The 24,505-nt window shown below is 63.5% G+C and carries 27 protein-coding genes; 18 read left to right on the top strand and 9 right to left on the bottom strand.

The window, feature by feature from the left end; all coding sequences use genetic code 11:
* Positions 1-39 precede the first annotated feature (39 nt).
* The 6 genes from lepB (at position 40) to DES43_RS19675 (ending at position 6,691) form a co-directional block, all read left to right on the top strand.
* Positions 40-789 (top strand): signal peptidase I, encoded by a 750-nt coding sequence (gene lepB / locus DES43_RS19700; protein WP_035028938.1) that lies wholly within the window; start codon positions 40-42, stop codon positions 787-789.
* 4 nt (positions 790-793) lie between these two features.
* Positions 794-1,519, top strand: a complete 726-nt coding sequence (gene rnc / locus DES43_RS19695) for a ribonuclease III (RefSeq protein WP_133676077.1) — start codon at positions 794-796, stop codon at positions 1,517-1,519.
* The gene (gene era / locus DES43_RS19690) at positions 1,516-2,430 is read left to right on the top strand and encodes a GTPase Era (RefSeq protein ID WP_035028934.1); all 915 of its coding nucleotides are present in this window, start codon (positions 1,516-1,518) and stop codon (positions 2,428-2,430) included. Before rnc ends, era begins: the two co-directional genes overlap by 4 nt.
* Positions 2,431-2,507: 77 nt before the next feature.
* Complete coding sequence (locus DES43_RS19685) at positions 2,508-3,119, top strand: carboxymuconolactone decarboxylase family protein (protein WP_035028931.1); 612 nt, start codon at positions 2,508-2,510, stop codon at positions 3,117-3,119.
* A gap of 48 nt (positions 3,120-3,167) precedes the next feature.
* Positions 3,168-3,929, top strand: coding sequence for a DNA repair protein RecO (gene recO / locus DES43_RS19680; protein ID WP_035028929.1), 762 nt, complete (start codon positions 3,168-3,170; stop codon positions 3,927-3,929).
* 53 nt (positions 3,930-3,982) lie between these two features.
* Positions 3,983-6,691 (top strand): DUF2339 domain-containing protein, encoded by a 2,709-nt coding sequence (locus DES43_RS19675; RefSeq protein WP_035028927.1) that lies wholly within the window; start codon positions 3,983-3,985, stop codon positions 6,689-6,691.
* A 140-nt stretch (positions 6,692-6,831) separates the two neighbouring features.
* Here DES43_RS19675 and DES43_RS19670 read toward each other — a convergent pair whose 3' ends face one another.
* From DES43_RS19670 to DES43_RS19645, 6 genes are all read right to left on the bottom strand, one after another.
* Positions 6,832-7,470 (bottom strand): HD domain-containing protein, encoded by a 639-nt coding sequence (locus DES43_RS19670; protein WP_035029194.1) that lies wholly within the window; start codon positions 7,468-7,470, stop codon positions 6,832-6,834.
* Positions 7,467-8,333: a CAF17-like 4Fe-4S cluster assembly/insertion protein YgfZ gene (gene ygfZ / locus DES43_RS19665; RefSeq protein ID WP_035028925.1), complete on the bottom strand. Its 867-nt coding sequence runs from the start codon at positions 8,331-8,333 to the stop codon at positions 7,467-7,469. The genes DES43_RS19670 and ygfZ overlap by 4 nt, the downstream gene beginning before the upstream one ends.
* Positions 8,334-8,437: 104 nt before the next feature.
* A complete protein-coding gene (locus DES43_RS19660) occupies positions 8,438-9,247 on the bottom strand; it encodes a hypothetical protein (protein WP_425352099.1) in 810 nt (269 codons plus the stop codon).
* A 74-nt stretch (positions 9,248-9,321) separates the two neighbouring features.
* Positions 9,322-9,579 carry a hypothetical protein gene (locus DES43_RS19655; protein ID WP_035028918.1) on the bottom strand — a complete coding sequence of 86 codons (258 nt, stop codon included), beginning with the start codon at positions 9,577-9,579 and terminating at the stop codon, positions 9,322-9,324.
* A gap of 138 nt (positions 9,580-9,717) precedes the next feature.
* Entirely contained in the window at positions 9,718-10,083 is a 366-nt protein-coding gene (locus DES43_RS19650; protein ID WP_035028915.1) for a TIGR02301 family protein, read from the bottom strand.
* Positions 10,080-10,529 (bottom strand): NUDIX hydrolase, encoded by a 450-nt coding sequence (locus tag DES43_RS19645; RefSeq protein WP_035028913.1) that lies wholly within the window; start codon positions 10,527-10,529, stop codon positions 10,080-10,082. The genes DES43_RS19650 and DES43_RS19645 overlap by 4 nt, the downstream gene beginning before the upstream one ends.
* Positions 10,530-10,643: 114 nt before the next feature.
* Here DES43_RS19645 and DES43_RS19640 point away from each other — a divergent pair, with 114 nt between their 5' ends.
* Positions 10,644-11,411: an SOS response-associated peptidase gene (locus DES43_RS19640; RefSeq protein ID WP_035028910.1), complete on the top strand. Its 768-nt coding sequence runs from the start codon at positions 10,644-10,646 to the stop codon at positions 11,409-11,411.
* A 71-nt stretch (positions 11,412-11,482) separates the two neighbouring features.
* On the opposite strand, the gene DES43_RS22505 is transcribed toward DES43_RS19640, so the two are convergent.
* Together DES43_RS22505 and DES43_RS23240 are read right to left on the bottom strand one after the other, a co-directional pair.
* Entirely contained in the window at positions 11,483-11,635 is a 153-nt protein-coding gene (locus DES43_RS22505) for a hypothetical protein (protein ID WP_166647790.1), read from the bottom strand.
* Positions 11,636-11,743: 108 nt separating this feature from the next.
* Positions 11,744-11,872 carry a hypothetical protein gene (locus tag DES43_RS23240; protein WP_280940167.1) on the bottom strand — a complete coding sequence of 43 codons (129 nt, stop codon included), beginning with the start codon at positions 11,870-11,872 and terminating at the stop codon, positions 11,744-11,746.
* A 142-nt stretch (positions 11,873-12,014) separates the two neighbouring features.
* Here DES43_RS23240 and cysS point away from each other — a divergent pair, with 142 nt between their 5' ends.
* From cysS to rarD, 6 genes are all read left to right on the top strand, one after another.
* Positions 12,015-13,487 carry a cysteine--tRNA ligase gene (gene cysS / locus DES43_RS19635; protein WP_035028908.1) on the top strand — a complete coding sequence of 491 codons (1,473 nt, stop codon included), beginning with the start codon at positions 12,015-12,017 and terminating at the stop codon, positions 13,485-13,487.
* Entirely contained in the window at positions 13,484-13,867 is a 384-nt protein-coding gene (locus tag DES43_RS19630) for a VOC family protein (RefSeq protein WP_035029191.1), read from the top strand. The genes cysS and DES43_RS19630 overlap by 4 nt, the downstream gene beginning before the upstream one ends.
* A gap of 6 nt (positions 13,868-13,873) precedes the next feature.
* Positions 13,874-14,368 carry a GFA family protein gene (locus tag DES43_RS19625; protein ID WP_035028905.1) on the top strand — a complete coding sequence of 165 codons (495 nt, stop codon included), beginning with the start codon at positions 13,874-13,876 and terminating at the stop codon, positions 14,366-14,368.
* Positions 14,365-15,324, top strand: a complete 960-nt coding sequence (gene pip / locus DES43_RS19620; protein WP_035028902.1) for a prolyl aminopeptidase — start codon at positions 14,365-14,367, stop codon at positions 15,322-15,324. Before DES43_RS19625 ends, pip begins: the two co-directional genes overlap by 4 nt.
* Positions 15,325-15,385: 61 nt before the next feature.
* Positions 15,386-16,999, top strand: a complete 1,614-nt coding sequence (gene cimA / locus DES43_RS19615) for a citramalate synthase (protein ID WP_035028899.1) — start codon at positions 15,386-15,388, stop codon at positions 16,997-16,999.
* A 104-nt stretch (positions 17,000-17,103) separates the two neighbouring features.
* The gene (gene rarD / locus DES43_RS19610) at positions 17,104-18,009 is read left to right on the top strand and encodes an EamA family transporter RarD (protein WP_035029188.1); all 906 of its coding nucleotides are present in this window, start codon (positions 17,104-17,106) and stop codon (positions 18,007-18,009) included.
* Positions 18,010-18,015: 6 nt separating this feature from the next.
* On the opposite strand, the gene DES43_RS19605 is transcribed toward rarD, so the two are convergent.
* On the bottom strand, positions 18,016-18,627 hold the full coding sequence (locus DES43_RS19605; RefSeq protein WP_035028895.1) for an LOG family protein: 612 nt from the start codon (positions 18,625-18,627) through the stop codon (positions 18,016-18,018).
* A gap of 216 nt (positions 18,628-18,843) precedes the next feature.
* On the opposite strand from DES43_RS19605, the gene DES43_RS19595 reads away from it, so the two are divergent.
* The 5 genes from DES43_RS19595 (at position 18,844) to pssA (ending at position 24,292) form a co-directional block, all read left to right on the top strand.
* The gene (locus DES43_RS19595) at positions 18,844-20,274 is read left to right on the top strand and encodes an Ig-like domain-containing protein (protein ID WP_035029185.1); all 1,431 of its coding nucleotides are present in this window, start codon (positions 18,844-18,846) and stop codon (positions 20,272-20,274) included.
* A 107-nt stretch (positions 20,275-20,381) separates the two neighbouring features.
* A complete protein-coding gene (locus tag DES43_RS19590) occupies positions 20,382-20,711 on the top strand; it encodes an ArsR/SmtB family transcription factor (protein ID WP_035029183.1) in 330 nt (109 codons plus the stop codon).
* A 56-nt stretch (positions 20,712-20,767) separates the two neighbouring features.
* Positions 20,768-22,654 carry an ABCB family ABC transporter ATP-binding protein/permease gene (locus tag DES43_RS19585; protein ID WP_035028892.1) on the top strand — a complete coding sequence of 629 codons (1,887 nt, stop codon included), beginning with the start codon at positions 20,768-20,770 and terminating at the stop codon, positions 22,652-22,654.
* Between the two features lie 103 nt (positions 22,655-22,757).
* The gene (locus DES43_RS19580) at positions 22,758-23,456 is read left to right on the top strand and encodes a phosphatidylserine decarboxylase (protein WP_035028888.1); all 699 of its coding nucleotides are present in this window, start codon (positions 22,758-22,760) and stop codon (positions 23,454-23,456) included.
* Between the two features lie 11 nt (positions 23,457-23,467).
* A complete protein-coding gene (pssA, locus tag DES43_RS19575) occupies positions 23,468-24,292 on the top strand; it encodes a CDP-diacylglycerol--serine O-phosphatidyltransferase (protein WP_035028883.1) in 825 nt (274 codons plus the stop codon).
* Positions 24,293-24,505 lie beyond the last annotated feature (213 nt).

Here is a 24,505-nt window from a genome sequence, read left to right as displayed (position 1 = left end):
GTTCAGCCCTTATAGAACCAACGCATGAATGAGGACGACATGAGCGTGGCCGACAAATCCCGGAAGAAATCAGGCGGACTTGGGGAAACCTTCAGCGTCATCGTCCAGGCGCTGCTGCTGGCGCTGGTTATCCGTACCTTGCTGTTCCAGCCTTTTTCGATTCCGTCGGGATCGATGCGCCCGACCCTTCTGGAAGGCGACTATCTGTTCGTCACCAAATGGTCTTATGGCTATTCACGCTATTCGTTGCCGTTCTCGCCCAATCTCTTTTCGGGCCGCATCTGGGGCGGTGAGCCGCAACGCGGCGACGTCGTGGTGTTCAAGTTCCCGCCCAATCCCTCCATCGATTACATCAAGCGTGTCGTTGGTCTGCCCGGCGACAAGGTCCAGATGCGCGGCGGCCAGCTTTTCATCAACGATGTGGCGGTTGCGCGTGAGAAGGTCGGCCAGATCGACAATCCCGACATCACCGAGGTTTCACGCCCCGTCGACGTTTACCGCGAGACGCTGCCGAACGGCGTCAGCTACGAGACGCTCGACCTGACCCCGAACGGTATTGGCGACGACACACGCGAATTCACCGTGCCGGAAGGCCACTATTTCATGCTGGGCGACAACCGCGACAATTCCGCCGACAGCCGCTTCAGCGTGGGTTTTGTGCCTTATGACCATCTGGTCGGTCGCGCCAACATCATCTTCTTCTCGATCGCTGGCGGCGCGAGCCCGCTGGAAATCTGGAAGTGGCCGAGTGAAGTCCGCTTTGGCCGCCTGTTCGACTTTATCCGATAAGGCCATGGCTGCGCCCAGGCGATTGACCGCGGAGCAGCTTGCCGTGGCGCTCCATGAGCGCACCGGCCACATGTTCCGCGACAAGCAGCGTTTGCAGCGCGCGCTGACCCATGCCAGTGCGCGCAGCGCCCAGGCGGGCCTCGACTATGAGCGCTTCGAATTCCTTGGCGACCGCGTGCTGGGGCTTGTGGTGGCCGACATGCTGCTTGCCGCCTATCCCGATGCCGTGGAGGGCGAGCTTTCGCTGCGGCTGAATGCGCTCGTCAATGCGGAGGCGCTGTCGCAGATCGCGGAGGAAATCGGCCTTGCCGAACTGATCCGCGCCGGTTCCGATGTGCGCAATCTGGCCGGGCGCAAGCGCGTCAACCTGCGCGCGGATGCGTTGGAATCTCTCATTGCCGTGCTTTATCTCGACGGTGGCCTGGAGGCGGCACGCGCCTTCATCCATCGTTACTGGATGCCGCGTTCGCAGGCCATGGCCAAGGCGAAGCGCGACCCGAAGACCGAATTGCAGGAATGGGCGCATCAGGCGGCGTCCGCCACCCCGTCTTACAGGATAGACGGCCGCGAAGGGCCGGATCATGATCCGGTGTTCACTGTCAGTGTCACGGTGGGTGCGCTGGCGCCGGTGCAGGGCAGGGGCCGCTCCAAGCGCGAGGCGGAGCAGGCCGCAGCCGCCGCCATGCTTGTGTGCGAAGGCGTGTGGGCCGATGAAGGAAATGCAGCATGAGCGAAGCTGAAGCAACGCCCTCTACACATTCCGGTTTCGTGGCGCTTATCGGCGCGCCCAATGCCGGCAAGTCCACTCTGGTCAACCAGCTTGTCGGCACCAAGGTGTCGATCGTCACCCACAAGGTGCAGACGACACGTGCGCTGGTGCGCGGCATCGCCACGCACGGGCAGGCCCAGATCGTGTTCGTCGACACGCCGGGCATCTTCAAGCCCCGCCGGCGCCTCGATACCGCCATGGTCACCACCGCGTGGGGCGGCGCCAGGGATGCCGACATCGTGCTGGTGCTGATCGACGCCGAGCGTGGCATCAAGGGCGATGCCGATACGATTCTTGAGCGTCTGGCCGACGTGCGCCAACCGAAGGTTCTGGTGCTGAACAAGGTCGACCGGGTGAAGCGTGAGAACCTGCTGGCCCTGGCCTCCGCCGCCAATGAGCGTGTCGCCTTCGATCGCACCTTCATGGTTTCGGCGCTGACCGGTTCCGGCTGCGAGGATCTGCTCGGCTATCTGGCCGAAACCCTGCCGGCCGGCCCATGGTATTATCCGGAGGACCAGATTTCGGACCTGCCGATGCGCCAGCTCGCTGCCGAGATCACCCGCGAAAAGCTCTATCTGCGCCTGCATCAGGAGCTTCCCTATTCCTCCCACGTCGAGACCGAGAAATGGGAGGAGAAGAAGGACGGCTCGGTGCGCATCGAGCAGGTCATCTATGTCGAGCGCGACAGCCAGAAGAAGATCGTGCTGGGCCACAAGGGCGAGACGATCCGCGCCATCGGCGAGGCGTCCCGCAAGGAAATCGGCGAAATTCTCGAACAGAAGGTGCATCTCTTCCTGTTCGTGAAGGTGCGCGAGAACTGGGGCGACGACCCCGAACGCTACCGGGAGATGGGGCTCGATTTTCCGGGCTGACATCTCAAATAGGGACTGCGCAATTCCGCTGCGGAAGGATTCGCGCTATACTCGGGCATCAGCTCGGGAGGCACGCGATGTCCTACATCAGCACCGTGACCGAAAACGATCCCTCGTCCAGAACGGCGCAAATGTTCGCAAGGGCGCAGGCGGGCTACGGATACCTGCCCAACATGGTGAAGGCGTTCAGCCATCGCCCGGAGGTGATGGAGGCGTGGAACGGCCTTCTCTCCAGCATCAGGGCGAACATGGATTTGCGCCGCTATGAACTGGTGACGCTGGCCGCGGCCAGGGAATTGCGCAGTTCCTACTGTATGCTTGCCCATGGCAATGTGCTCCTGCACGGCCATTTCACCCCGGCCGAATTGCAGGCCATCGTCGAGGACAGCGATGCCTCGCCGCTCGACGAGAGGGATCGCGCCATTATGCGCTTTGCCGCCAAGGTGGTTCGCGACGCCACCTCGGTCGATGCGGGCGACGTCGACGGCCTGCGCCGCCATGGCCTTTCCGAAGGGGAGATTTTCGACATCGTCGCCGCCGCCGCCGTGCGCTGCTTCTTCAGCAAGACGCTGGATGCCCTCGGCGTGCAGCCGGACGGCGCCTATCACGAGATCGATCCGAAGTTGAAGAAGGTGCTGACCGTGGGGCGGGAGATCGATGCCGGTTACGACCTTTCGCACTCGGCCTGAAGCCCATTGCGCTTGATTTCGGCATCGAAGCGGTGAAAAGGTCGCGCCATGGAGTGGCGAGACGAGGGAATCATTCTCGGAACCCGCAGGCATGGCGAAACCAGCGTCATCCTCGAGGTGATGACGCGTGAGCATGGCCGGCATCTGGGCATGGTGCGCGGCGGGCGTTCGCGGCGGCTTCAGCCGGTGTTGCAGGCGGGCAACCGGGTCGATCTGGTCTGGCGCGCGCGCCTCGATGAGCATCTTGGAACCTTTCAGGCCGAAGCGCTGGAGATGAACGCGGCGCGGCTGATGGACAGCGCCGTCGCCGTCTACGGCCTTCAGCTTCTGGCCGCGCATCTGCGCCTGCTGCCGGAACGGGACGCCCATGGCGCGCTGTACGAGACGCTGCTGGTGATGATCGAGAACCTCGACGATCCGGATGCCGCAGGCGAACTGGTGGCGCGTTTCGAGCTTCTGGTGCTGGAGGAACTGGGCTACGGCCTCGACCTCTGCGAATGCGCGGCCACCGGCCAGCGCACCGACCTCGTCTATGTGTCGCCGAAAACGGGCCGGGCAGTGTCGCGCGTGGCGGGCCTGCCCTGGCATGACAGGATGCTCGCCCTGCCGGCCTTCCTGGAACAGGGGCCGGGCTGCCGTGCCGATGCGCCGGCGCTCGAAGACGCCTTCCGGCTGTCCTTGTATTTCTTCAACCGCCATGTCTATGAACCGCGCGGGATCGAGCCCCCCGATGCCCGCGCCGGTTTCCTGATGGCGCTGCGCCGGCATTTCGCCGCCGGCCCGCGCCTGAACGGAGGCACAGCCGCATGAGGTGCGCCGCCCGGATCGTCCGCAGCGGCAGGTCCTCCAGCTAAGGGGCGTCCATGTTCGAGATCGCTGTCATCGCCATCATTGTGCTCTTCGTCATTATCACGAAGCAGCAGAAGCGGCTGAACACGGTGGAGGCAGACCTCAGGTCCCTGCGCAAGGTCGTGACCGGCTTCGGCGCTACCGCCGCCACAGCTTCCGTACCGGTGGAAACCGCCGTTCAGCCGCAGGAGCCAGCCACGCCTTCCGAAATCACCGAAGAGCGGGCGGAGACGAGCGACGACCGGCCGGCAGAAGCCGGGCCGTGGGCCAGAACGGCCTTGGCGGCAGATACCGCGCCGGATGTCGCCGAAATGGAGCCGGCCGCCCCCGCCGTGCCAGTTGAAAAGGCGGGCAAGCGCGACATAGAGACCGCGCTCGGCACCCGCTGGGCGGTGTGGGTGGGTGGCATCGCGCTGGCGCTGGGCGGCCTGTTCCTCGTTCGTTACACCATAGAGGCTGGCATATTCGGCCCCGGTGCGCGCCTTTCCATGGCCGGCCTGTTCGGCCTGCTGCTTGTGGGAGCCGGCGAGTTCGTGCGCCGCACCGGCTGGCGCGTGCCTGTCGCCGGTGCGGCGGGCGCCTATATCCCTGCGATCCTGACGGCGGCGGGCGCGTTCACCCTTTTCGGCGCGGTCTATGCCGCGCATGGCGTTTACGGGTTCATCGGCGCGGGATTCGCCTTCTTCCTGCTCGGGCTGATCGCTATCGCGACCATCGCCGCAGCACTTGTCCATGGGCAGGCTCTCGCCGGCATCGGCCTGCTCGGAGCGCTGGCGACGCCGGTGCTGGTTGCCAGCCAGGCGCCCAGCGCATGGGGCCCGTTCGGCTATCTCGCCGTTGTGCTGGCTGCCGCCGGCACAATCGCCCGCATGCGCCTCTGGCACTTCCTCATGGCGGCGAGCTTCTTCGGTACGGGCCTGTGGACACTGGTCTATATCGGCGAAGTGAGCGTTCCCGATTTCGCGGTGCTGCTGGTCTTCAGCGCCGTCACGCTCGCTGTGCTGGATTTCATCTGGCTGTCCGGCCCGGCCGATGAGCGCAAGGTGGATTTCGTTTCCATCGCGCCCGCCTTCTTCACCGGCATCACGGCGCTTGCGCTGTTCGTCGTTCCCGACATAACCATCGGCGGCGGCCCGAAATGGGCTGCGATCATCGTCGCCATGATGCTTGCAGCCGCCCTGTGGCGTCCGGCTGCGGTGGCCGCCCTGCATTTCGCCGGCATCATGACGGCGCTCGCCTATATCCAGATGATGCCGATCCTCGGCCTGCATGCGGAACTGTCGTCGGGCACGATGGTGCTGGATGGCATGGCGCTGGCCGTCAGCCGCGACAGCGCCATGCCGATCGGTCTCGTTCTGGGGCTGCTGTTCATCGGTGCGGGTCTGTGGGCCGCGCGCCGCCACCTTGCAGCGCCCGCGTGGCTGGCCGCCATGTGGGCCTTCTGGGCTGCGGCTGCGCCGCTTGTCATCCTGCTCTCCACATGGGCGACCTTCGGCAATATCGAGCGCGATCTTCTGCACGCCTTCCTGGCTACCCTGCTGTTCATCGGGTTCGCGGTGGCAGGCGAGTGGCTTTCGCGGGCCGAACAGCCGCCTTTGAAAGGAGGCGTTGCCGTATCGTGCATGCTGGCCGGTTCGGCCGTGGCATGGCTGCTTTTCCTGCATATGGCTTTCGGCTCGGGCATGACCACGGTTCTGCTCGGGGCATCCGCCATCGTGCCGGCACTCGCCACCCGTCACCGTTCATGGCCGGTGCTCGGCTGGCTGTCGGCGGCGGCGGTCGTTGCCGTGCTTGCCCGCGTCGCCTTCGATCCCACCATCGTCGGGGCGGAATTCCTGTCCCGCACGCCGGTGTTCAACTGGCTGCTGCCGGGCTACGGCATTCCGGCGCTCGCCTTCGGTTTTGCCGCATGGCAACTCGCCCGCACCACCAACGGACGCCCGCGCCTCATCATGGAGGCGGGTGCGGCGCTGTTCGCCTTGCTGACGCTGGCCATGCTGGTGCGCCACGCCATGCATGGCGGGGTCATCGACACAGGCGCGCCGACGCTTGCCGAACAGGCGATCTACACGCTGATCGCGCTCGGCGCAGGCGTCATCCTCGTCGCTCTCGATATGCGCTCGCCAAGCCCCGTGCTGCGCATCGGCTCGCTGGCGGCAGGCGTGGTGTCCGCAGCTCTGATCTGCGTCCAGCATTTCATGGTGCTCAATCCGCTCGTCACCGACGAGTCCACTGGCCGCATCCCGGTCTTCAACCTGCTGTTCCTCGCCTATCTGCTGCCGGCGGTGGCCGCATTCGCGCTGGCCTGGTATGCGCGCGGCAAGCGGCCGAAATGGTATTCCTCCATGCTGGCCGTGCTCGGCGCGCTGCTCGCCTTCGCCTATGCGACGCTGTCGGTGCGCCGCCTGTTCAGGGGCGAATACATCGCCTGGTGGAGCGGCATGGAGCAGGTGGAGACCTACAGCTATTCGGCGCTGTGGCTTGTCATGGGCGTGGCGCTGCTGGTTGCCGGTGTGCGCCTCGGTTCGCAGGTGCTGCGCGTGGCCTCCGCCGCGCTGATTTCCATAGCCGTTCTCAAGGTCTTCCTGTTCGACATGTCGGAACTGGAAGGCGTGCTGCGCGCGCTCTCCTTCATCGGGCTGGGCGGAGTGCTGATCGGCATCGGCCTGTTCTATCAGCGGCTGCTGACGCATAGTGCGGCAGGAGGGCGCAGCGAGGCGTGACCATGGCTCCGGAGCTGTATGCTCACCCGTTTTTTTAAAGCATGTCGCCGGAAAGCGGGTGCCGGTTTCGGGACAAAGACATGCCTGAGTACAGGAACTTGAGGCGCAAGGAGCGTATATCCGGAAGATCGCGAAACGCTTCAGGCGCGCCCGACCGCGACTGAACCGTTGCCGCGCAGCTTTTCAAGCGTGGTGAAGCGTTTCAGGAAGGCTTCCTGCGCGAAAGTCACCGACCGTGGCGTCATGTCGAACCTGTCGGGACTGATGCCCCGCGGCCGGCCGAAGAACTGGGCCGCCTCCTGCACGGAAAAGCCGGCAAGATGCGTGGCCTCGAAATAGGCCGCGACCTGATCGGCGCGCTTGATGTCCCTGATAAGCCCCGCCGGCAACTCTGACGGCAGCGAAAAGCGCAGGTGGATCGCCCGTTGCAGCCGCTTCTCGCACTCCTTGTAGCCGCCGCCGACCACGGATTTGAACGGCGAGATCATGTCGCCGATCACATATTCCGGCGCGTCATGGAGCAGGGCCGCCAGCCGCGCCTCGGGCGAGGGGGCCCTGGCCTGCGCGCAGAAGATCGCCTCCACCAGCAGCGAATGCTGGGCGACGGAAAAGGCATGCGGGCCGATGGTCTGCCCGTTCCACCGCGCCACGCGGGCAAGACCGTGGGCGATATCGGAAATCTCCACGTCGAGCGGCGAGGGGTCGAGCAGGTCCAGCATGCGGCCGGACAGCATGCGCTGCCAGGCGCGCGGCGGTGCGCCGGCGCGGTCGGCCATCAGGCATTCTCCGCAGGGGGAGCGTCTTCGGGGAAGGTGAACTTCGCCCATCCGGGTATGGCGAGCGTGACCGGCACATCCCCGGCGAGAATGGTCTTGCCGGCATCGGCGGCGCTTTTCACGCGGTCTATACGGGCGATGGCGAGACCCTTGCTGCCGCAGACCGAGCCCAGCGTCCCGACCGGCCGACCCTCGACCGTCAGTTCAGTGCCGGGTGCGGGCAGGGGGCCGGGCGAGGATGCGATCAGAACGCGCCGCCGCGCGGTTCCGCGATGCTGCATGCGCGACACCACTTCCTGCCCCACATAGCAGCCCTTGGCAAAGCCGACACCGCCGGTCTGGTCGAGAAGCACGTCATGCGGGAAGGCGTCGCCGAGCTGATAGTCGAAGCCGCTTTCGGCCACGCCATTGGCGATCCGGAAAGCATGCCATGCGTCCTTGTCGCCGGCGTCATCGCAGGATGGCACGCCATAGCTGCGCTTCACGTCGCCATTGGCGAAGCGGGTATCGGCAAGCGCGGTTGAATCGATCTGTGAAGCCGCTGGATCGGTCTGCCAGACGACGGTCACAACCGCTTGTTCCGGCTTTGCAATTTCCACTCTTGCGCGCAGCTTGTAGAGCAACAGGCGGCGGTGGAAATCGGCTGCCGCATCCGCCCGGCATTCAAGCTGGAAAGCATCGGGTCCGGCGCGCGAAATCAGAAAGTCGAACAGGATCTTTCCCTGCGGCGCCAGCAGCGCGCCAGGCTTTGCCTCGCCATCCTTCAGCGCATCCAGATCGACGGTCAGGATGTTTTGCAGGAAATGTTCGGCCTCGGGGCCGGAGACGGCGATGACGGCACGGTCTTGGAGAAGGGCGAAGGGCATGGAGGGGAACGGGCCTGAATCTGCGAACGATCCGTCTTAGGTAGTCCCCCTGGTGCCCCCTCGCAAGCGGGGCAGGCAAAGGCTGCTGCCGGTCCGGCCCGGGATCAGTCGCCCGCCACGAAGAAAGCCCAGCGTCCTTCCGGAGAGATGCCGAGGCGGTAGAAGATATAGGCGCCGAACTGCTGCATGTCCTCGTAGTCGCCCGCCGTGACGATCTTGAACAGTTCCACCCGCTGGCGGGCGTCGAGCTTGTCCAGCGGCACGGCGAAGAAATAGGGCCACACATAGAGTTCCTGCGGCGTTCCCGCATCGAGATGGACGAAGCCTGCCGACAGCACCTCTTCCATTATGGCGAGAATTTCCTGCCCCTCGGTATCGCCCGAAAGCCCCTTGAGGAACTCGATCGGATCGCCGTCGATCTCCGTCAGGGAAAGCTGAGTGCCACCGTCGCCCGTGCCGACCAGCGGCTTCAGGCGGTTGATGTCGCCGCTCTTGCAGGCTTCCAGAATGAGGCCATGCATGCGCTGCACCGGCTCGGGCAGGCGCTGGAGATCGTAGATCACCTCGGGCAGTTCGCCGTTGGGCGTAACGTGGGGCCGTGCCGGCGAGACGTCATCGGGAGCCGCGTCGGGGTCAGGCTGCCCGGCGGGCTGCCCGTCTTCCGGGGATTCGGTACCGCCGGAAGGAGGTTGCGATGTATGTATGGGGTCCGGCAGCGGCACGGCGCCCGGAGATGCATCGTCCGTGGTGGTCGCTGGCGGAAGGGGTGGTGGAAGCTCCTCGCGCTTGATCTCGCTCAGGGCAGATGCGGGCGGCGACACCGCTACAAGCGCCGTTGCCGTTGCTGCCGACAAGGCAAGCGCGCAAAGGCAAGACCCGAGCAGGCTTGTTTTTCCCGAAGTTCGAAAGCTCACTGTCCGCATCTCCATCGAACCCGGATGATGCCCCACCCAGGTGATCGCGTCAAAGGCAGGCCGGCGGGGAAAGGCTAGTGACGCAGGCGATGCGGCTCGAAAGCGCCGCCGATGACCTTCTCGCGCATGCGGTCGAGCAGGGCCAGCGCCGCCGTCTCACCGTTATTGCGCAGCATTTCGCAAAATGCAGTCTCCAGAGCGGCCTCGGCAATGATTTCAGGCTCGATCCCGGCCGACAGACCTTCGGCCCACGCCTCGTTGTGGCTCTCGACGGCGGTCAGGCGCTTTTCTTCCCTGACCATGGCGTCGATGTCGCTGATACTGTGTTCCATACGCAACACTCACCCTGTTCAAACATCGATCCATACAATTCGGATCAAGTTTGAGACGTCCCTTTAATGTCCCATTAAGACTTTAACACGCTTGTCCGCAATTTGTGCGCGCAGTTTGCCGGAAAAGTTAATGGTCTCCTAATTGCCGTAGCGCGAGGCGATGTCGCGGGTCAACGCCTCGCCTTCCTTCATATAGCGATTGATTGCTGCAACAGCAGAGGGCGTGCAGCTTTTATAGGTCTCGCCGAAGGAGCGGTATCCCCGGTTGAAGGAAGCGATGAAGCGGGCACGTCTCTCGGGATCGGGATTTTCCGATTCGAGCAGCTTTTCCATCTGGTTACGCCATTCCGTTCCGTTCTCGCCGCAGAGATTGCGCAGGAAATGCAGCGAGCCGAGAATTTCGGCAAGCCGCATCAGGCCAGGCTCGAACGGGGCCTGCGCGGCCCGGACCGGCATCGGTGACAGCGCGCAGAGGAATGCAAGGGTGAGCAATGCGCGTTTCATGGGGTATTCCCGCCGGACAATTTGTCGCGCAAGGTGGCGCTGCTGCCAAGCAGTTCCTGCGCCACTTCGAGAACCGAATCGGCAAGCGGCATGCCGCGCATTTCCGCGAGCGAATAGAACGCGGCGTTTGCTGCATCGTCCCCCGCCACAGCCTCGCCGCCGATGTAGTCGGCCGCGAATACGGTCAGCCTGTAATCGACGGGATGGCGGGTAAGGGACCCTTCTATGAGAATGGTTCGCACCGGCCGGTAAGCTTGCGCATCGAGCGTGGTTTCCTCGGCCAGTTCGCGCCGGGCGGCTTGCTCCAGCGTCTCGCCGGGCTCCACCTTGCCGCCGGGAAAGGCATACAGCCCTTGCGAAGGCGCGCGGCCGCGCTCGACCAGCAGCACGCGGTCGCCGCGCACCAGCGCGACCGAAACGGCAGGTATCTCCGGCAATGTCGTCATGGCTTGCGGACCGGTTGTGGATTGAGTGGCTGAGACAGCTTTAGCGGTTGCCTGCGTGCTGATCCATGCCCACCTTCGCCTTGCAGCAGAAAGTACCGGAAAAAGGATGGATTCATGTGCGGGCGTTTCGCGCTGACCGCTACGGCGGACCAGACTGCAACCTTCCTCGGCGTCGGCGAACTCGAAGAGTTTCCCGCACGCTACAACATCGCGCCCACGCAGCCCATCCTGATGGCGGTTGCTGCGCCCTCGCGCCCGCCGGGCTCCAACCTGCCGGACCGTGAAGCGCTGCTCGTGCGATGGGGGCTTCTTCCCGCCTGGGTAAAGGATACGCGGGGCTTCCCGCTCCTGTTCAACGCGCGCTCCGAAGAGGCTGCAACGAAACCTTCGTTCCGCACCGCCATGCGCCACCGGCGCGCGCTGGTTCCTGCATCCGGCTTCTATGAATGGCAGCAGAGCGGCCCGGCAAAGGGGCAGGCTTACTGGATCAGACCTCGTCATGGCGGCCTCATTGCGTTCGCCGGCCTGATGGAGACCTGGTGTGAACCCGGCGGTTCCGAGATGGACACGGGCGCGCTTCTCACCACTGCCGCCAATCCGGCAATCGCCCATATTCATCATCGCATGCCGGTGGTGATCGACGAGAAGGATTTCGCGCGATGGCTCGACTGTCGCCGCCAGGAGCCGCGCGATGTGGCCGATCTCCTGAAATCGGCCCAACCCGACTTCTTCGAGGCGGTCCCGGTTTCCAGCCTCGTCAACAAGGTGTCGAATATGGGCCCCGAGGTACAGAACAGGATCGAACCTCCCGGTGTGCGGGAGGCAAAGCAAAAGGCGCCTTCCGGAGAGACGCCTGAACACAAGCAGATGTCCCTGTTCTGAACTGAACGCCAAAACAGTGAAACGCCACACTTCGCGAAGAAATGGCCAGCCAAAAGGTGATGCTGCCGGCCTCAGGCGGGGCGCGGCGAGATGAACTTCTGGGCTGGTTTCTTCTTCTTGTTCATATGCAGCAGCGCCGCCGCAACGGCCGCGGGGCCGATAGCGCGGTACTGATTTGCCAGAACCGGTTTCTCAGGCTTCTTTTCCTGTTTCTTTTTGGACATTTTTCTTCCCCAAGGTCCAGATTACTTTGTGATCCCAGTAAATGATACTCGATTCCGCCGAAATCGTGACGTCAAGGTGCGCTCTTTTTGACTTCTTTCAGGCTCTGATTACATGTTTAATAAAATCTTTCCTTTCACTGGGGGCGCATGTCGAAGCGACATTTTCACCGACGATAGCGGCTTGACGGCAACAGCGGCGAAGGCGATAAAGCCCGCCATGAAGATGTCCTTCGCCATTTGTGGCATTTCGATTATCGGCTAGCCTCGCGCTGGCCCGGACGTTTTCGCCCATCTTCCTTCCAGATCGGACAAACGACCCGGCCAGCAGGCTGAAGGGCAACTGTATCTGTTTGAACCGGCAATGCCGGGAAGGGGATGAATGACCAGGGAAACCAGGGGCCTGCGCCTCACCAACACGCTCACCCGCGCGAAGGAGGATTTCTCCCCCATCGATGCGTCGAACGTGCGCATGTATGTGTGCGGGCCGACCGTCTACGACTTCGCCCATATCGGCAATGCGCGCCCGGTCATCGTCTTCGACGTGCTTTACCGGTTGCTTCGCCATTTCTATGGCGCGGACCACGTCACCTATGTGCGCAACATCACCGACGTCGACGACAAGATCAACGCACGCGCCTTGCGCGATTTCGGCGATGACATCGCAGCCGGCACGCTCACGCTCAACGAGGCGATCCGCCGGGTGACGGAAAAGACCGCTGACCAGTTCCACAAGGATGTGAAGGCGCTCGGCTGCCTGCCGCCGACCTTCGAGCCGCGCGCGACGGAGTTCGTGCTCGCGCGGCAAGACGGCAAGACGGATATGGTTTCGTTGATTCAATCTCTCATCGAACGCGGCCATGCCTATGAAGCGGCAGGAGAAGTCCTGTTCGACACCGCCTCCATGCCGGACTATGGGCAGCTCTCCAGGCGCCCTCTGGACGAGCAGCAGGCAGGCGCCCGCGTCGCCGTCGATACGCACAAGAAGAACCCGCAGGACTTCGTGCTCTGGAAACTGTCTTCTCCGGAGGAGCCGGGCTGGGACAGTCCGTGGGGCCAAGAGGCGTGGACAGCCGCAGGCTGGACGGGGAAGCCCAAGGGCCGGCCGGGGTGGCACATCGAGTGCTCGGCCATGTCCGCCGCCTATCTGGGCGAGGTCTTCGATATCCATGGCGGCGGGCTCGACCTCATCTTTCCGCATCACGAGAACGAGATCGCCCAGTCGCGTTGCGCCCATGGCACCTCGGTGATGGCCAATTACTGGCTGCACAACGGCTTCCTGCAGGTGGAAGGCCAGAAGATGTCGAAAAGCCTCGGCAACTTCTTCACCATCCACGAACTGCTGGAGACGGAGAATTTCGGCGGCCGCAAATGGCCGGGAGAGGTGCTGCGGCTGGCCATGCTGATGACGCATTACCGCGAGCCCATCGATTTCGCCGTCCGCAAGCTGGAGGAAGCGGAGAACACGCTGCGCAAATGGAAGCGTGCCGCCGACCTCGCCGAAGGCTCCGCCGATGTGCCGGACGAGGTGATCGCGGAACTGTGCGACGATCTTTCGACCTATTCCGCCTTTCAGGTGCTGACGCAGCTCGCCGGCGAGGCGCTGGACGGCGACACGGCGGCTGCCGCCTCGCTGCGTGGCGCGCTCGAATTCCTCGGGTTCGACGTCAGCGCCGAGGTGGACAAAACCGCCGTGGATGAAGCGATTGCCGCTCGCCTTGCCTTCATCCGGGACAAAAACTGGGGCGAGGCCGACCGCATTCGCGACGAATTGCTGGCCAGGGGTGTGCAGTTGAAGGACGGCAAGGACCCCTCCAGCGGCGAACGCATCACGACATGGGAGGTGAAGCGATGATCGACCATACCGGAATTGCGGTGACCGATTTCGAGGCATCGCGAAAATTCTACGATGCCGCGCTGGCGCCGCTGGGCGCCTCGCTGGTGATGATGGTGCCTGAGGAACATACCGGCGGGGTGAAGGTCGGCGGCTATGGCTATGACCGCCCGCGGTTCTGGCTGCACGAGGCGAAAGAGGCGGGGCCGGGCCGGCACTACGCCTTCACCGCCGACAAGCGCGCCGAGGTCGATGCCTTCCATGAAGCGGCGCTGGCCGCGGGCGGCAAGGACAATGGTGCGCCGGGCCTGCGGCCCCACTACCATCCGAATTACTACGGAGCCTTCGTTCTCGATCCCGATGGCAACAATATCGAGGCTGTCTGTCATCATCCGGAGTGAAGCGCCATGAGCCTTGACAACACGCCCGTCTATTCCGGCGGCTGCCAGTGCGGCGCGGTGCGGTTCCGCATCGAGGGCGCGCTGGGCGAAGCCTCGGTTTGCCATTGCCGCATGTGCCAGAAGGCGTTCGGCGCCTTCTACGCACCGCTGGTTTCGGTCTCGCCGGAAAAGCTCGAATGGACGCGCGGCGAGCCGAAAAGGTTCCGTTCCTCCAACCTCGTCCTGCGCGGTTTCTGCGGCGAATGCGGCACGCCGCTCACTTATGAAGCCCCGGACGGTATCGCGCTTGCCATCGGGGCCTTCGACAGCCCGGCCGAAATCGCTCCCGTCATCCAGTGGGGCATCGAAAACAAGCTGCCTTATGTGGATTCCGTCCACCGGCTGCCCGGCAAGGACACGATGGCGGACGAGGAAGCAGCAAGCTTTCTGGTCCGGATCGTCTCGCACCAGCACCCCGACCACGATACCGATACATGGCCCCAAAAGGACAGCACATCATGAACAGAGAAATGCGCGGCCTCTACCCGGCGGTCGAACCGTTCGAGAGCGGCATGCTCGATGTCGGCGACGGCCATACGGTCTATTGGGAGCGGGTCGGCACCAAGGGTGCGAAGCCGGCCGTGTTCCTGCACGGCGGGCCGGGCGGTACCATTTCGCCAAAGCACCGGCGGCTGTTCGATCCGGCGCTTTACGACGTTATCCTGTTCGACCAGCGCGGCTGCGGAAAATCCACGCCGAACGCCTCGCTGGAGGCCAACACCACATGGCATCTGGTCGCCGACATCGAGCGCCTGCGCGACATGTGCGGCTTCGAAAAGTGGCTGGTGTTCGGCGGCTCGTGGGGCTCGACGCTGGCGCTCTCCTATGCCGAGACGCATCCCGAGCGGGTCAGCGAACTGGTGGTGCGCGGCATCTACACGCTCACCCGTGCCGAGCTGGAATGGTATTACCAGTTCGGCGTCTCGCAGATGTTTCCCGACAAGTGGGAACGTTTCGTGGCTCCCATCCCGCAGGAAGAGCGCGGCGACATGATCGCAGCCTACCGCAAGCGGCTGGTGAGCGGCGACCGCCAGACCCAGATCGAGGCCGCAAGGGCCTGGAGCATCTGGGAAGGCGAAACGATCACGCTGCTTCCCGAGCCTGAAACCAGCGATCCGTTCGGTGTGGACGATTATGCAATCGCCTTCGCCCGTATCGAGAACCATTATTTCGTCCATGCGGGCTGGCTGGAGGAGGGGCAACTGCTGCGCGACGCAGGCCGGCTGAAGGACATTCCCGGCACCATCGTCCATGGCCGCTACGACATGCCGTGTCCGGCGCACTATGCCTGGGCGCTGCACAAGGCATGGCCGAAGGCCGAGTTTCACCTGATCGAGGGGGCGGGGCACGCCTATTCCGAACCCGGTATCCTCGACCGTCTGATCCGCGCCACCGACCAATATGCAGGCAAGGCCTGACCGCAGGAATTTCTACCAACTTCCGGTTCTTCTGGACCGGAAGCAGGCAATGGACAGGGCAATGAAAGAGCGCATCTATCTCTACGACACGACGCTGCGCGACGGCCAGCAGACGCCCGGCATCGACTTTTCGGTAGAGGACAAGATCGCCATTGCCCGCATGCTGGACGAGTTCGGCCTTGACTATGTGGAAGGCGGCTATCCGGGCGCCAACCCCACCGACACGGCGTTCTTTGCCGAGAAGCGCACACAGCGCTCGCGCTTCGCCGCCTTCGGCATGACCAAGCGGGTCGGCGTCTCGGCCTCGAACGATCCCGGACTGGCGCTGCTTCTTCAGTCGCGCTCGGATGTGGTGTGCTACGTCGCCAAAAGCTCGCAATATCAGGTGCGTGTGGCGCTGGGCTGCACCGATGAAGAGAACCTCGACGCCATCCGTGCGTCGGTCGAGGCCGCGATTGCCGCCGGCAAGGAGGCGATGGTCGATTGCGAGCATTTCTTTGACGGCTTCAAGGCCAATGCGGACTACGCGCTGGCCTGCGCCCGCACCGCCTGTGAGGCCGGCGCGCGCTGGGTGGTGCTGTGCGACACCAATGGCGGCACCCAGCCGGCGGAAGTGCGCGAGATCGTGCGCAAGGTGATCGCGGCCGGCATTCCCGGCAACCGCCTCGGCATCCACGCCCATGACGATACGGGGCAGGCCGTGGCGAATTCGCTGGCGGCGGTGGAAGCCGGAGCCCGCCAGATCCAGGGCACGCTGAACGGCATCGGCGAGCGTTGCGGCAACGCCAACCTCGTCACCCTGATCCCGACGCTGGCCCTGAAGAAGACCTATGCGGATCGCTTCGAGACGGGCATCGCGCCGGAGCGGCTGGCCACCATCGCGCAGCTGTCGCGCGGCTTCGACGAGTTGCTGAACCGCGCGCCCAACGCGCAGGCGCCCTATGTCGGCGCGTCCGCTTTCGCCACCAAGGCCGGCATCCATGCCTCGGCGCTGGCCAAGGAGCCCAGCACCTACGAGCATGTCGAGCCCGAAAGCGTCGGCAACCGCCGCAAGGTCATGGTTTCGGATCAGGGCGGCAAGGCCAATTTCTTGGCCGAACTGAAGCGACGCGGGATCGATGTTTCGCGAGACGATCCGCGCCTTGATACGCTCGTTGCCATCGTCAAGGAGCGCGAGGCGGAAGGCTATGCCTATGAGGGAGCGGACGCCAGTTTCGAGCTTCTGGCCCGCCGCACGCTGGGCACCGTACCGGATTTCTTCAGCGTCGAAAGCTTCCGCTGCATGGTCGAGCGCCGCTTCGACGCCAATGGCCAGATCAAGACCGTTTCCGAAGCCATCGTCAAGGTGATGGTGGAGGGGGAGGTGCGCATGTCCGTGGCTGAGGGGCATGGCCCGGTCAACGCGCTCGACCTTGCGCTGCGCAAGGACCTCGGCCGCTATCAGGGCGAGATCGAGGATCTGGAGCTGGTCGATTACAAGGTGCGCATCCTGAACGGCGGCACCGAGGCCATCACCCGCGTCCTGATCGAATCGCAGGATCGGAGCGGCGCCCGCTGGTGGACGGTCGGCGTCTCCGACAACGTCATCGACGCATCGTTTCAGGCTCTGATGGATTCCATCGTCTTCAAGCTGATGAAGAACCGTGAACTGGCGGGGCTGGCTGCCGCCCGGTAGACATCTCGATGCCGTTCCTGTTCCGTTGATCCATCAACGAAAGACGATTGAACCATGAGAAGTTTGAAATGGTTCTATTCGTGCTGCGGGTCCATATGGGCGGCATGACAACCGATGTGATCCAGAAGCCGCATGAAGCCGACGCCGTAGCCCGACGCGGTTTCGTCCTGGGCTTCAGCGCTTATTTCCTGTGGGGCCTGCTGCCGTTATATATGAAATGGGTGGCACATCTTCCGTTGATGGAAGTGGTTGCCCACCGCGTGGTGTGGTCGCTGCCTATCGCCGGACTGGTTCTGGTCTGGCTGGGCCGGACCGCGGATTTCAAGGCGGCGCTGCGCTCACCGCGCATGCTGGGCATGACGGCGCTAACAGCCAGCATCATAAGCTTCAACTGGTCGATCTACATCTGGGCGATAGCCACGGACCGCGCCATCGAGACGGCGCTCGGCTACTACATCAATCCGCTTGTCACGGTCATGATCGGCGCGCTGCTGCTGGGAGAGCGGCTGAACCGCGTTCAGGCGACGGCAGTCGGGCTGGCCGCGGTCGCGGTGGCCATATTGACCTATGAGAACGGGGCGCTGCCGTGGGTATCTCTTGCGCTGGCGTTTTCCTTCGCCGCCTATGGCTATTTCCGCAAGACGCTTCCCGTCGGACCGAGCCAGGGCTTTCTGCTCGAAGTCATGATACTGTCGGTGCCGGCGGGAGCCTATATAGCGTGGCTCCTCGCTACCGGAGAAGACCATATTGTTCACGGCAGCTGGCTGGACACGGTGTTGCTTGTCGGATGCGGCCCCATCACCGCGGTGCCGCTGCTCATGTTCGCCTTCGGAGCAAAGGCATTGCGCCTGTCGACCATCGGGCTGATGCAATACATCGCCCCGACCATGCTGTTCCTGATCGCCGTGTTCGTGTTCAACGAGCCGTTCGGCCGGGCCCAGCTGGCCGCGTTCGCGCTGATCTGGATTGCGCTCGCGATCTACACCTGGTCGACCCTGAGGGAAAAGTAAGTCCTCTTACATCTTCTCGATGATCGATGGCACGCCTTCGGCAGGGGTGCCAGTTGCCGAAGCCGCGGACAGGATGGCCGGCACGATGGCCTCCACCTGGTTGACCACCAGCGGCCGTACCTGATGCGCGGTATGGATGAAGCCTTCGTCGCGCATATGGTCGAGCAGCGCCAGCATAGGGTCCCAGAAACCGCCTATGTTGGCGAAAACCATGGGCTTGCGGTGATGGCCGAGCTGGGCCCAGGTCATCATCTCCACGATCTCCTCGACCGTGCCGATGCCGCCGGGAAGGGCGACAAAAGCATCCGATTCCTCGAACATGCGCTGCTTGCGCTGATGCATGTTGTCGGTGATCACGACCTCGTCGAGCCGGTCGAGGCCGGTTTCGGTGGCTTCCTTGTTCATCAGGAAGCGCGGGATGATGCCGAGCACCTTGCCGCCGGCACGGATCGTGCCTTCGGATACCGCGCCCATGATGCCTTTTGTGCCGCCGCCATAGACGAGGCGAAGGCTTGAATGAGCAAGGGCGCGACCCAGGGTTCGGCCAGCTTCGATATAGGCCGAATCGTGACCCGGCGAAGAACCGCAATAGACGCAAACGGATCGAATCGTGTTCATACCGGATTGGTGCTAGGGGTTCTCGTCACGGTCAAGCCCGTTGCGGTGTTTTTCTTGTCGCTTTGCGCAAAACAGGCTAGATCGCGCCGGAACGCGATCTCCAGGTCATGGGGCCGGGCTTCAGGAAAAGATCGTGCTTCTGCAATGAGATAAAGCGTGATGACATTTTCATGAAAATTGGTCACGCTGCAGGAAACCGAGGGGCAAGGCAGGGCAATGAAGAATAACGGGGTCAAGGCATTCCTGTTCGCGGCGGCGGCAGCCGCTGTCGCGGCGTTTATCGGCTATCTGTCGGGCGCCCTCGATCCCTATATCGGGCGTAAACCTGCCGAAGTCGCCCAGCCGGCAAGCGATGCTTCCACAGCCGCAGGTACGGCATCCGAACCCGCCGCAGATGCGGAAGCCGCCGGTGCCGCAGGGGCGAATGCCGAAGCGCAGAAGCCGGCCGAGCCCTCTGCTGCTGATCAGGCCCAGCCGGAGCAGGCCGCACAGGAGAAGCCGGAGGTCCCGACCTTCGATGTGCTGCGCGTCGAAGGGGACGGTTCCGCTGTGGTGGCCGGAAAGGCCGCACCTGGCTCGACGGTCGAGCTTTTCGATGGTTCCAGCGTGCTTGGCAAGGCCGTTGCCGGCCCCGATGGCGCTTTCGCCATAGTACTCGAAGATCCTCTGAAGGCCGGAGACCATCAGATCGTGCTGCGCGCGACGGAATCGGGCAGCGACGTCTCCACATCCGCGCAGACCGCAGTCGTATCGATCCCGGAAAAGCCGGACGGTCAGGTACTGGCCATGGTCGAGGAACCCGGCAAGCCTGCGCAGCTTCTGACCCTGCCGCAGGCCCAGCCCGGCACGGCAGAGGCGCAGGGCGAACCCGATGTGCCGCAGGCCGGGCAGGAGGGCGAAGCCACAGCCGATTCTGCGACGGGCGATTCCGTACCCCGGCAAACCGCCGCCGGGACAGCCGCATCTCAGGAGCAGGCGGGCGGGCAGCAGCCCGCCGACGAAGCGGGCGGACCGAAGATTGCCGTCGAAGCGGTCGAGATCGATGGCGGCAAGATTTTCGTTGCGGGCAGGGCCGACGCCGGGCGCAAGGTTCGCGTCTATGCCAATGAGATACTGCTTGGCGAAACCGTCACCTCCCCGGACGGCCATTTCCTCGTCGAGGCCAGTCGCGACCTGCCGATCGGCGAATACACCATCCGCGTTGACGGTCTGGATGCTGGCGACGGCGACAAGGTCGTGGTGCGTGCGACCGTGCCGTTCCAGCGCGAACCGGGCGAAACGATCGCAGCCGTCGCTCCGCCGGCCCCGGATGGCGCAAGCGCGCAGGCCGCCGGGGAAGGGGGCGCGCCCGACGAAGGTGCCGCCAGCGATGGGAGCGGCCAGCCCGCCACCACGGCTGCGCCGAAACTGGAACATGCGGACGGTTCCGTCATCATCCGCCGCGGCGATACGTTGTGGCACATCTCACGCCGCGTTTATGGCCATGGCGTGCGCTATTCGACCATCTACCTGGCCAATCAGGACCAGATCGCAGATCCGGACCGCATCTGGCCGGGGCAGGTGTTCAAGGTGCCGGAAAAGTCGGAACAGGGTGAGCAGGCAGATTTCGATGCGATGGGCGATCGGATCACCGTGCAACCGCAGTAAAAATCCGGACCCGAAAGCCTGCCAGACACCGAAAGCGGCGCCATCTCGCCGCTTTCTTCTGTTCAATGGTTGCGTCAAACATTTTCATCGTTTATCGTCGATATACGATGAAAATTTCCTCGCACTGTGCGGACAATCGCAAGGGGCTGGCCGACACCGAGCTTGCCGTGCGGCTTGCCGCACTTTCGCATCCGGCCCGCATCGAGATCCTGCGCCATCTCGCCAGGGCGGATTCCTGCTGTTGCGGCGAAGTGGTGGGCCGGCTCGATCTGGCGCAATCGACCGTTTCGCAGCACCTCAAGATTCTGGTCTCGGCCGGGCTGGTGCGTTTCAAGGCCGATGGCCAGCGCTCCCGTTACGCCATAGACCGCCCGGCGCTGAGGGCTGTGGCGGAAGAACTGGCCTGCTTCGCTTCGGCCTGCTGCGTCGATTGCTGATATGCGCGGCCCGCTATTCGAGCCCGTCGCGGAAATCTCTACAAGGCATTGAATTCGTGAGTGAAAAAACTGTTTCCGCCGACTCCGGCTCCACACTGGGGACACTGGTCAACCTCTGGCCCTATATGTGGCCGTCCGACCGGGCCGATCTCAAGGCGCGTGTGGTCTGGGCGACCGTGCTTCTGGTGGCTGCCAAGCTTACGCTGATTGCGGTTCCCTATTTCTTCAAATGGGCCACCGACGCGCTTGCCGGCGACGCACATTCCCCGCCGCCGCTTCCGGCCGTCCTTGCCGCACCCGTCATGCTGGTGGTGGCCTACAACGTCATCCGTGTCATCCAGGTTGGCTTCAACCAGTTGCGCGATGCGCTGTTTGCCCGTGTCGGCCAGCACGCCGTGCGCCAGCTTGCCTACCGCACCTTCGTCCACATGCACCGTCTTTCCCTGCGCTTCCATCTGGAGCGGCGCACGGGCGGGCTGTCGCGCATCATCGAACGCGGCACGAAGGGCATCGAGACCATCGTGCGCTTCACGGTTCTGAACAGCGTGCCGACCGTGCTGGAGTTCGCGCTGACGGCCATCATCTTCGCGGTCGCCTATGGCTGGAAATATGTGGCCGTGGTGGCGATCACCGTGTGGCTCTACACCTGGTTCACGGTGAAGGCGAGCGACTGGCGCATCGACATCCGCCGCGACATGAACGACAGCGACACCGACGCCAACACCAAGGCGATCGATTCGCTGCTCAACTTCGAGACGGTGAAGTATTTCGGCAATGAAGCCATGGAGGCCGAACGCTTCGACCGCTCCATGGCGCGTTACGAAACCGCCGCCACCCGCATCTGGACCTCGCTTGGCTGGCTCAATTTCGGCCAGGGCGTCATCTTCGGCATCGGCATGACGGTGATCATGGCGATGTCCGCGCTCGAGGTGCAGGCCGGCACGCACACGGTTGGCGATTTCGTGTTCGTCAATGCCATGCTGATGCAGCTATCCGTGCCGCTCAACTTCATCGGCTTCATCTACCGGGAGATAAGGCAGGGCCTGACCGATATAGAACAGATGTTCGACCTGCTCGACGTCAAGGCGGAGGTTGTCGACAAGCCGGACGCCGTTGCGCTTGGCGTCGGCGCTGGCAAGGTCGAATTCCGCGATGTCCGGTTCGCCTATGAGCCGAACCGCCAGATTCTGAAGGGCATCAGCTTCGAGGTTCCGGCAGGCAGGACGGTGGCCATCGTCGGGCCTTCGGGGGCTGGCAAGTCGACCATCTCGCGCCTGCTGTTCCGCTTCTATGACGTGCAGTCCGGCGCGATCCTCATAGACGGACAGGATGTGCGCGACGTGACCCAGCAAAGCCTGCGCGCCGCCATCGGCATGGTTCCGCAGGATACGGTTCTGTTCAACGACACCATCGCCTACAACATCCGCTATGGCCGCATCGACGCTTCAGACGAGGAGGTGCGGCGCGCCGCCGAACTGGCGCAGATCGGCTCGTTCATCGAAAGTCTGCCGGAAGGCTATGACACCATGGTGGGCGAGCGGGGGCTGAAGCTGTCCGGCGGCGAGAAGCAGCGAGTGGCCATTGCCCGCACCATCCTGAAGGCGCCGCCGATTCTCATCCTCGACGAAGCGACCTCGGCGCTGGACAGCCATACGGAGCAGGAAATCCAGTCGGCGCTCGATCTGGTCAGCCGCGACCGCACCACCATTGTCATCGCGCACAGGCTTTCGACCGTCATTTCGGCAGATGAAATCATCGTGCTGAAGGAGGGGAGGATCGAGGAGCGTGGCACACATGCCGCGTTGCTGCGCATGGGCGGGCTTTACGCCTCCATGTGGGATCGCCAGCGCGAGGCCACCGAAGCCGAGGAAAGGCTGCGAATCGCACGCGAAACCGACGACATGGGCGTCGTCGTCAGGCAACGAACGCCAGAAGTCATCTGACAGACTGCCTTGTCCGGACGGAACGCTGACGCATTGTTGCATTGCGGCCAGAGAGGCTTTCCGCTAGAGAGGCACCGACTGAAAACGGAGCCTGTCCAGCACGATGCAACTCATCGACACGATCAGGAAGACATTCGTGCCGATCCACCGGGAAGGCTATCCCTTCATCGCCATCTTTGCGGCGGTGACGCTGGTCGTCGGTTATTTTTCGGGTTTCCTGCTCTGGGTCGGCGCGCTCCTCACCGTATGGTGCATCTATTTCTTCCGTGATCCCGAGCGCGTCATCCCCATCGACGACAAGCTGGTGATCAGCCCCGCGGACGGTGTCGTTTCCGCCGTGGGCCCGGCAGTCCCGCCGGCCGAGCTCGGCCTCGGCGGCGCCGAAATGACCCGCATTTCCGTGTTCATGAACGTGTTTTCCTGCCATGTGAACCGCGCGCCGGTGCGTGGCCGCATCACCCTTATCGAGCATCGTCCGGGCAAGTTCCTCAACGCCGACCTCGACAAGGCGAGCAGCGAGAACGAGCGCAACGGACTTGTGATCGACAGCCCGAACGGCACTGTCGCTGCCGTTCAGATCGCCGGTCTGGTGGCGCGCCGTATCGTGTGCTGGGCCGACGCAGATTCGGACATCGCGGCCGGCGAGCGCTTCGGCCTGATCCGTTTCGGTTCCCGCGTCGACGTCTACCTGCCGGAAAGCGCGGTGCCGCGTGTCGCTGTCGGCCAGACGGCTGTTGGTGGCGAGACGGTTCTGGCCGTGTTCGATGGGCAGGCGAGCGCGCCTGTGGTTCGCGTTTCCTGACGACCGGGCCGATGAACCCGCCCTTCAAAAAATTCGAATCGCACGGCTCGGCAGGGCCGCGCATCCGCGAAATCCCTCTGCGCATGGTGTTTCCGAACCTGCTTACGGTTCTGGCCATCTGCGCCGGTCTTTCCGGCATCCGCTTCGCCTTCGAGGGGCGTTTCGAGACGGCAGTGGTGATGGTGCTGATCGCCGCCTTCCTCGACGGGCTGGACGGACGTGTCGCACGCCTTCTGAAGGCGACCTCCAAGTTCGGCGCCCAGATGGATTCCATAGCCGATATCGTCAATTTCGGTGTCGCGCCCGCGCTGGTGCTCTATGCATTCCTGCTTGACCGTGCCGGCTCGCCGGGCTGGATCGCGGCGCTGCTTTTCACCATCGCCTGCGGCATGAGGCTTGCCCGCTTCAACGTTCTGGAAGAAGTGCATGACCGGCCGGCATGGCAGGGCGAGTATTTCGTCGGCGTGCCTGCACCGGCGGGCGCTGCGTTGGTCATGCTGCCGCTTTACCTGTCCTTCATCGGCTTCGAGCCGACCCGCTTTGGCGCTTTTCTGGCGACGGGATTCACTGTGGTCGTCGCTTTCCTGCTGGTCAGCCGCCTGCCGGTCTATTCGGGCAAGAGCCTGAAAGTGCCGGGAGACCGCATGCTGCTGGTCATTCTGGCCATCGTGCTCTTCTTCCTGCTTCTGGTAAGCTATCCCTGGTACACGCTTACGGCTTCCGTCATCGGCTATCTGCTGTTCCTGCCGTTCAGCGTGCTTGCCTACTCGCGTCGCGCCAAGCTGGAAGGCGAGGCGGAGCTTCCGCCCGATGTGGATGCCCGCAGCAGCGAGTGACTAGAGCATTTGCAGCCAAATGGAAACATTTGGCGTCGCACAAATGCAGTATAAACAAATAGTTAGATCATTTCATCAATTCCGTGAAACGATTAAATGATCTAAAGCAGTTCCTAAATTGAGAGAATCGTAGGATTCCCAAGGAAGGCGGTTTGTGATTCAAGATGCTGGCTGGATTGGAGGCCAGCATCTGATGACGCGAGCGCTTTCAAA

Source organism: Aquamicrobium defluvii (assembly GCF_004363725.1).
In the GTDB taxonomy this organism is placed as follows: Bacteria; Pseudomonadota; Alphaproteobacteria; order Rhizobiales; family Rhizobiaceae; genus Mesorhizobium; species Mesorhizobium defluvii.
This window is presented reverse-complemented; position numbering and strand designations above follow the sequence as displayed.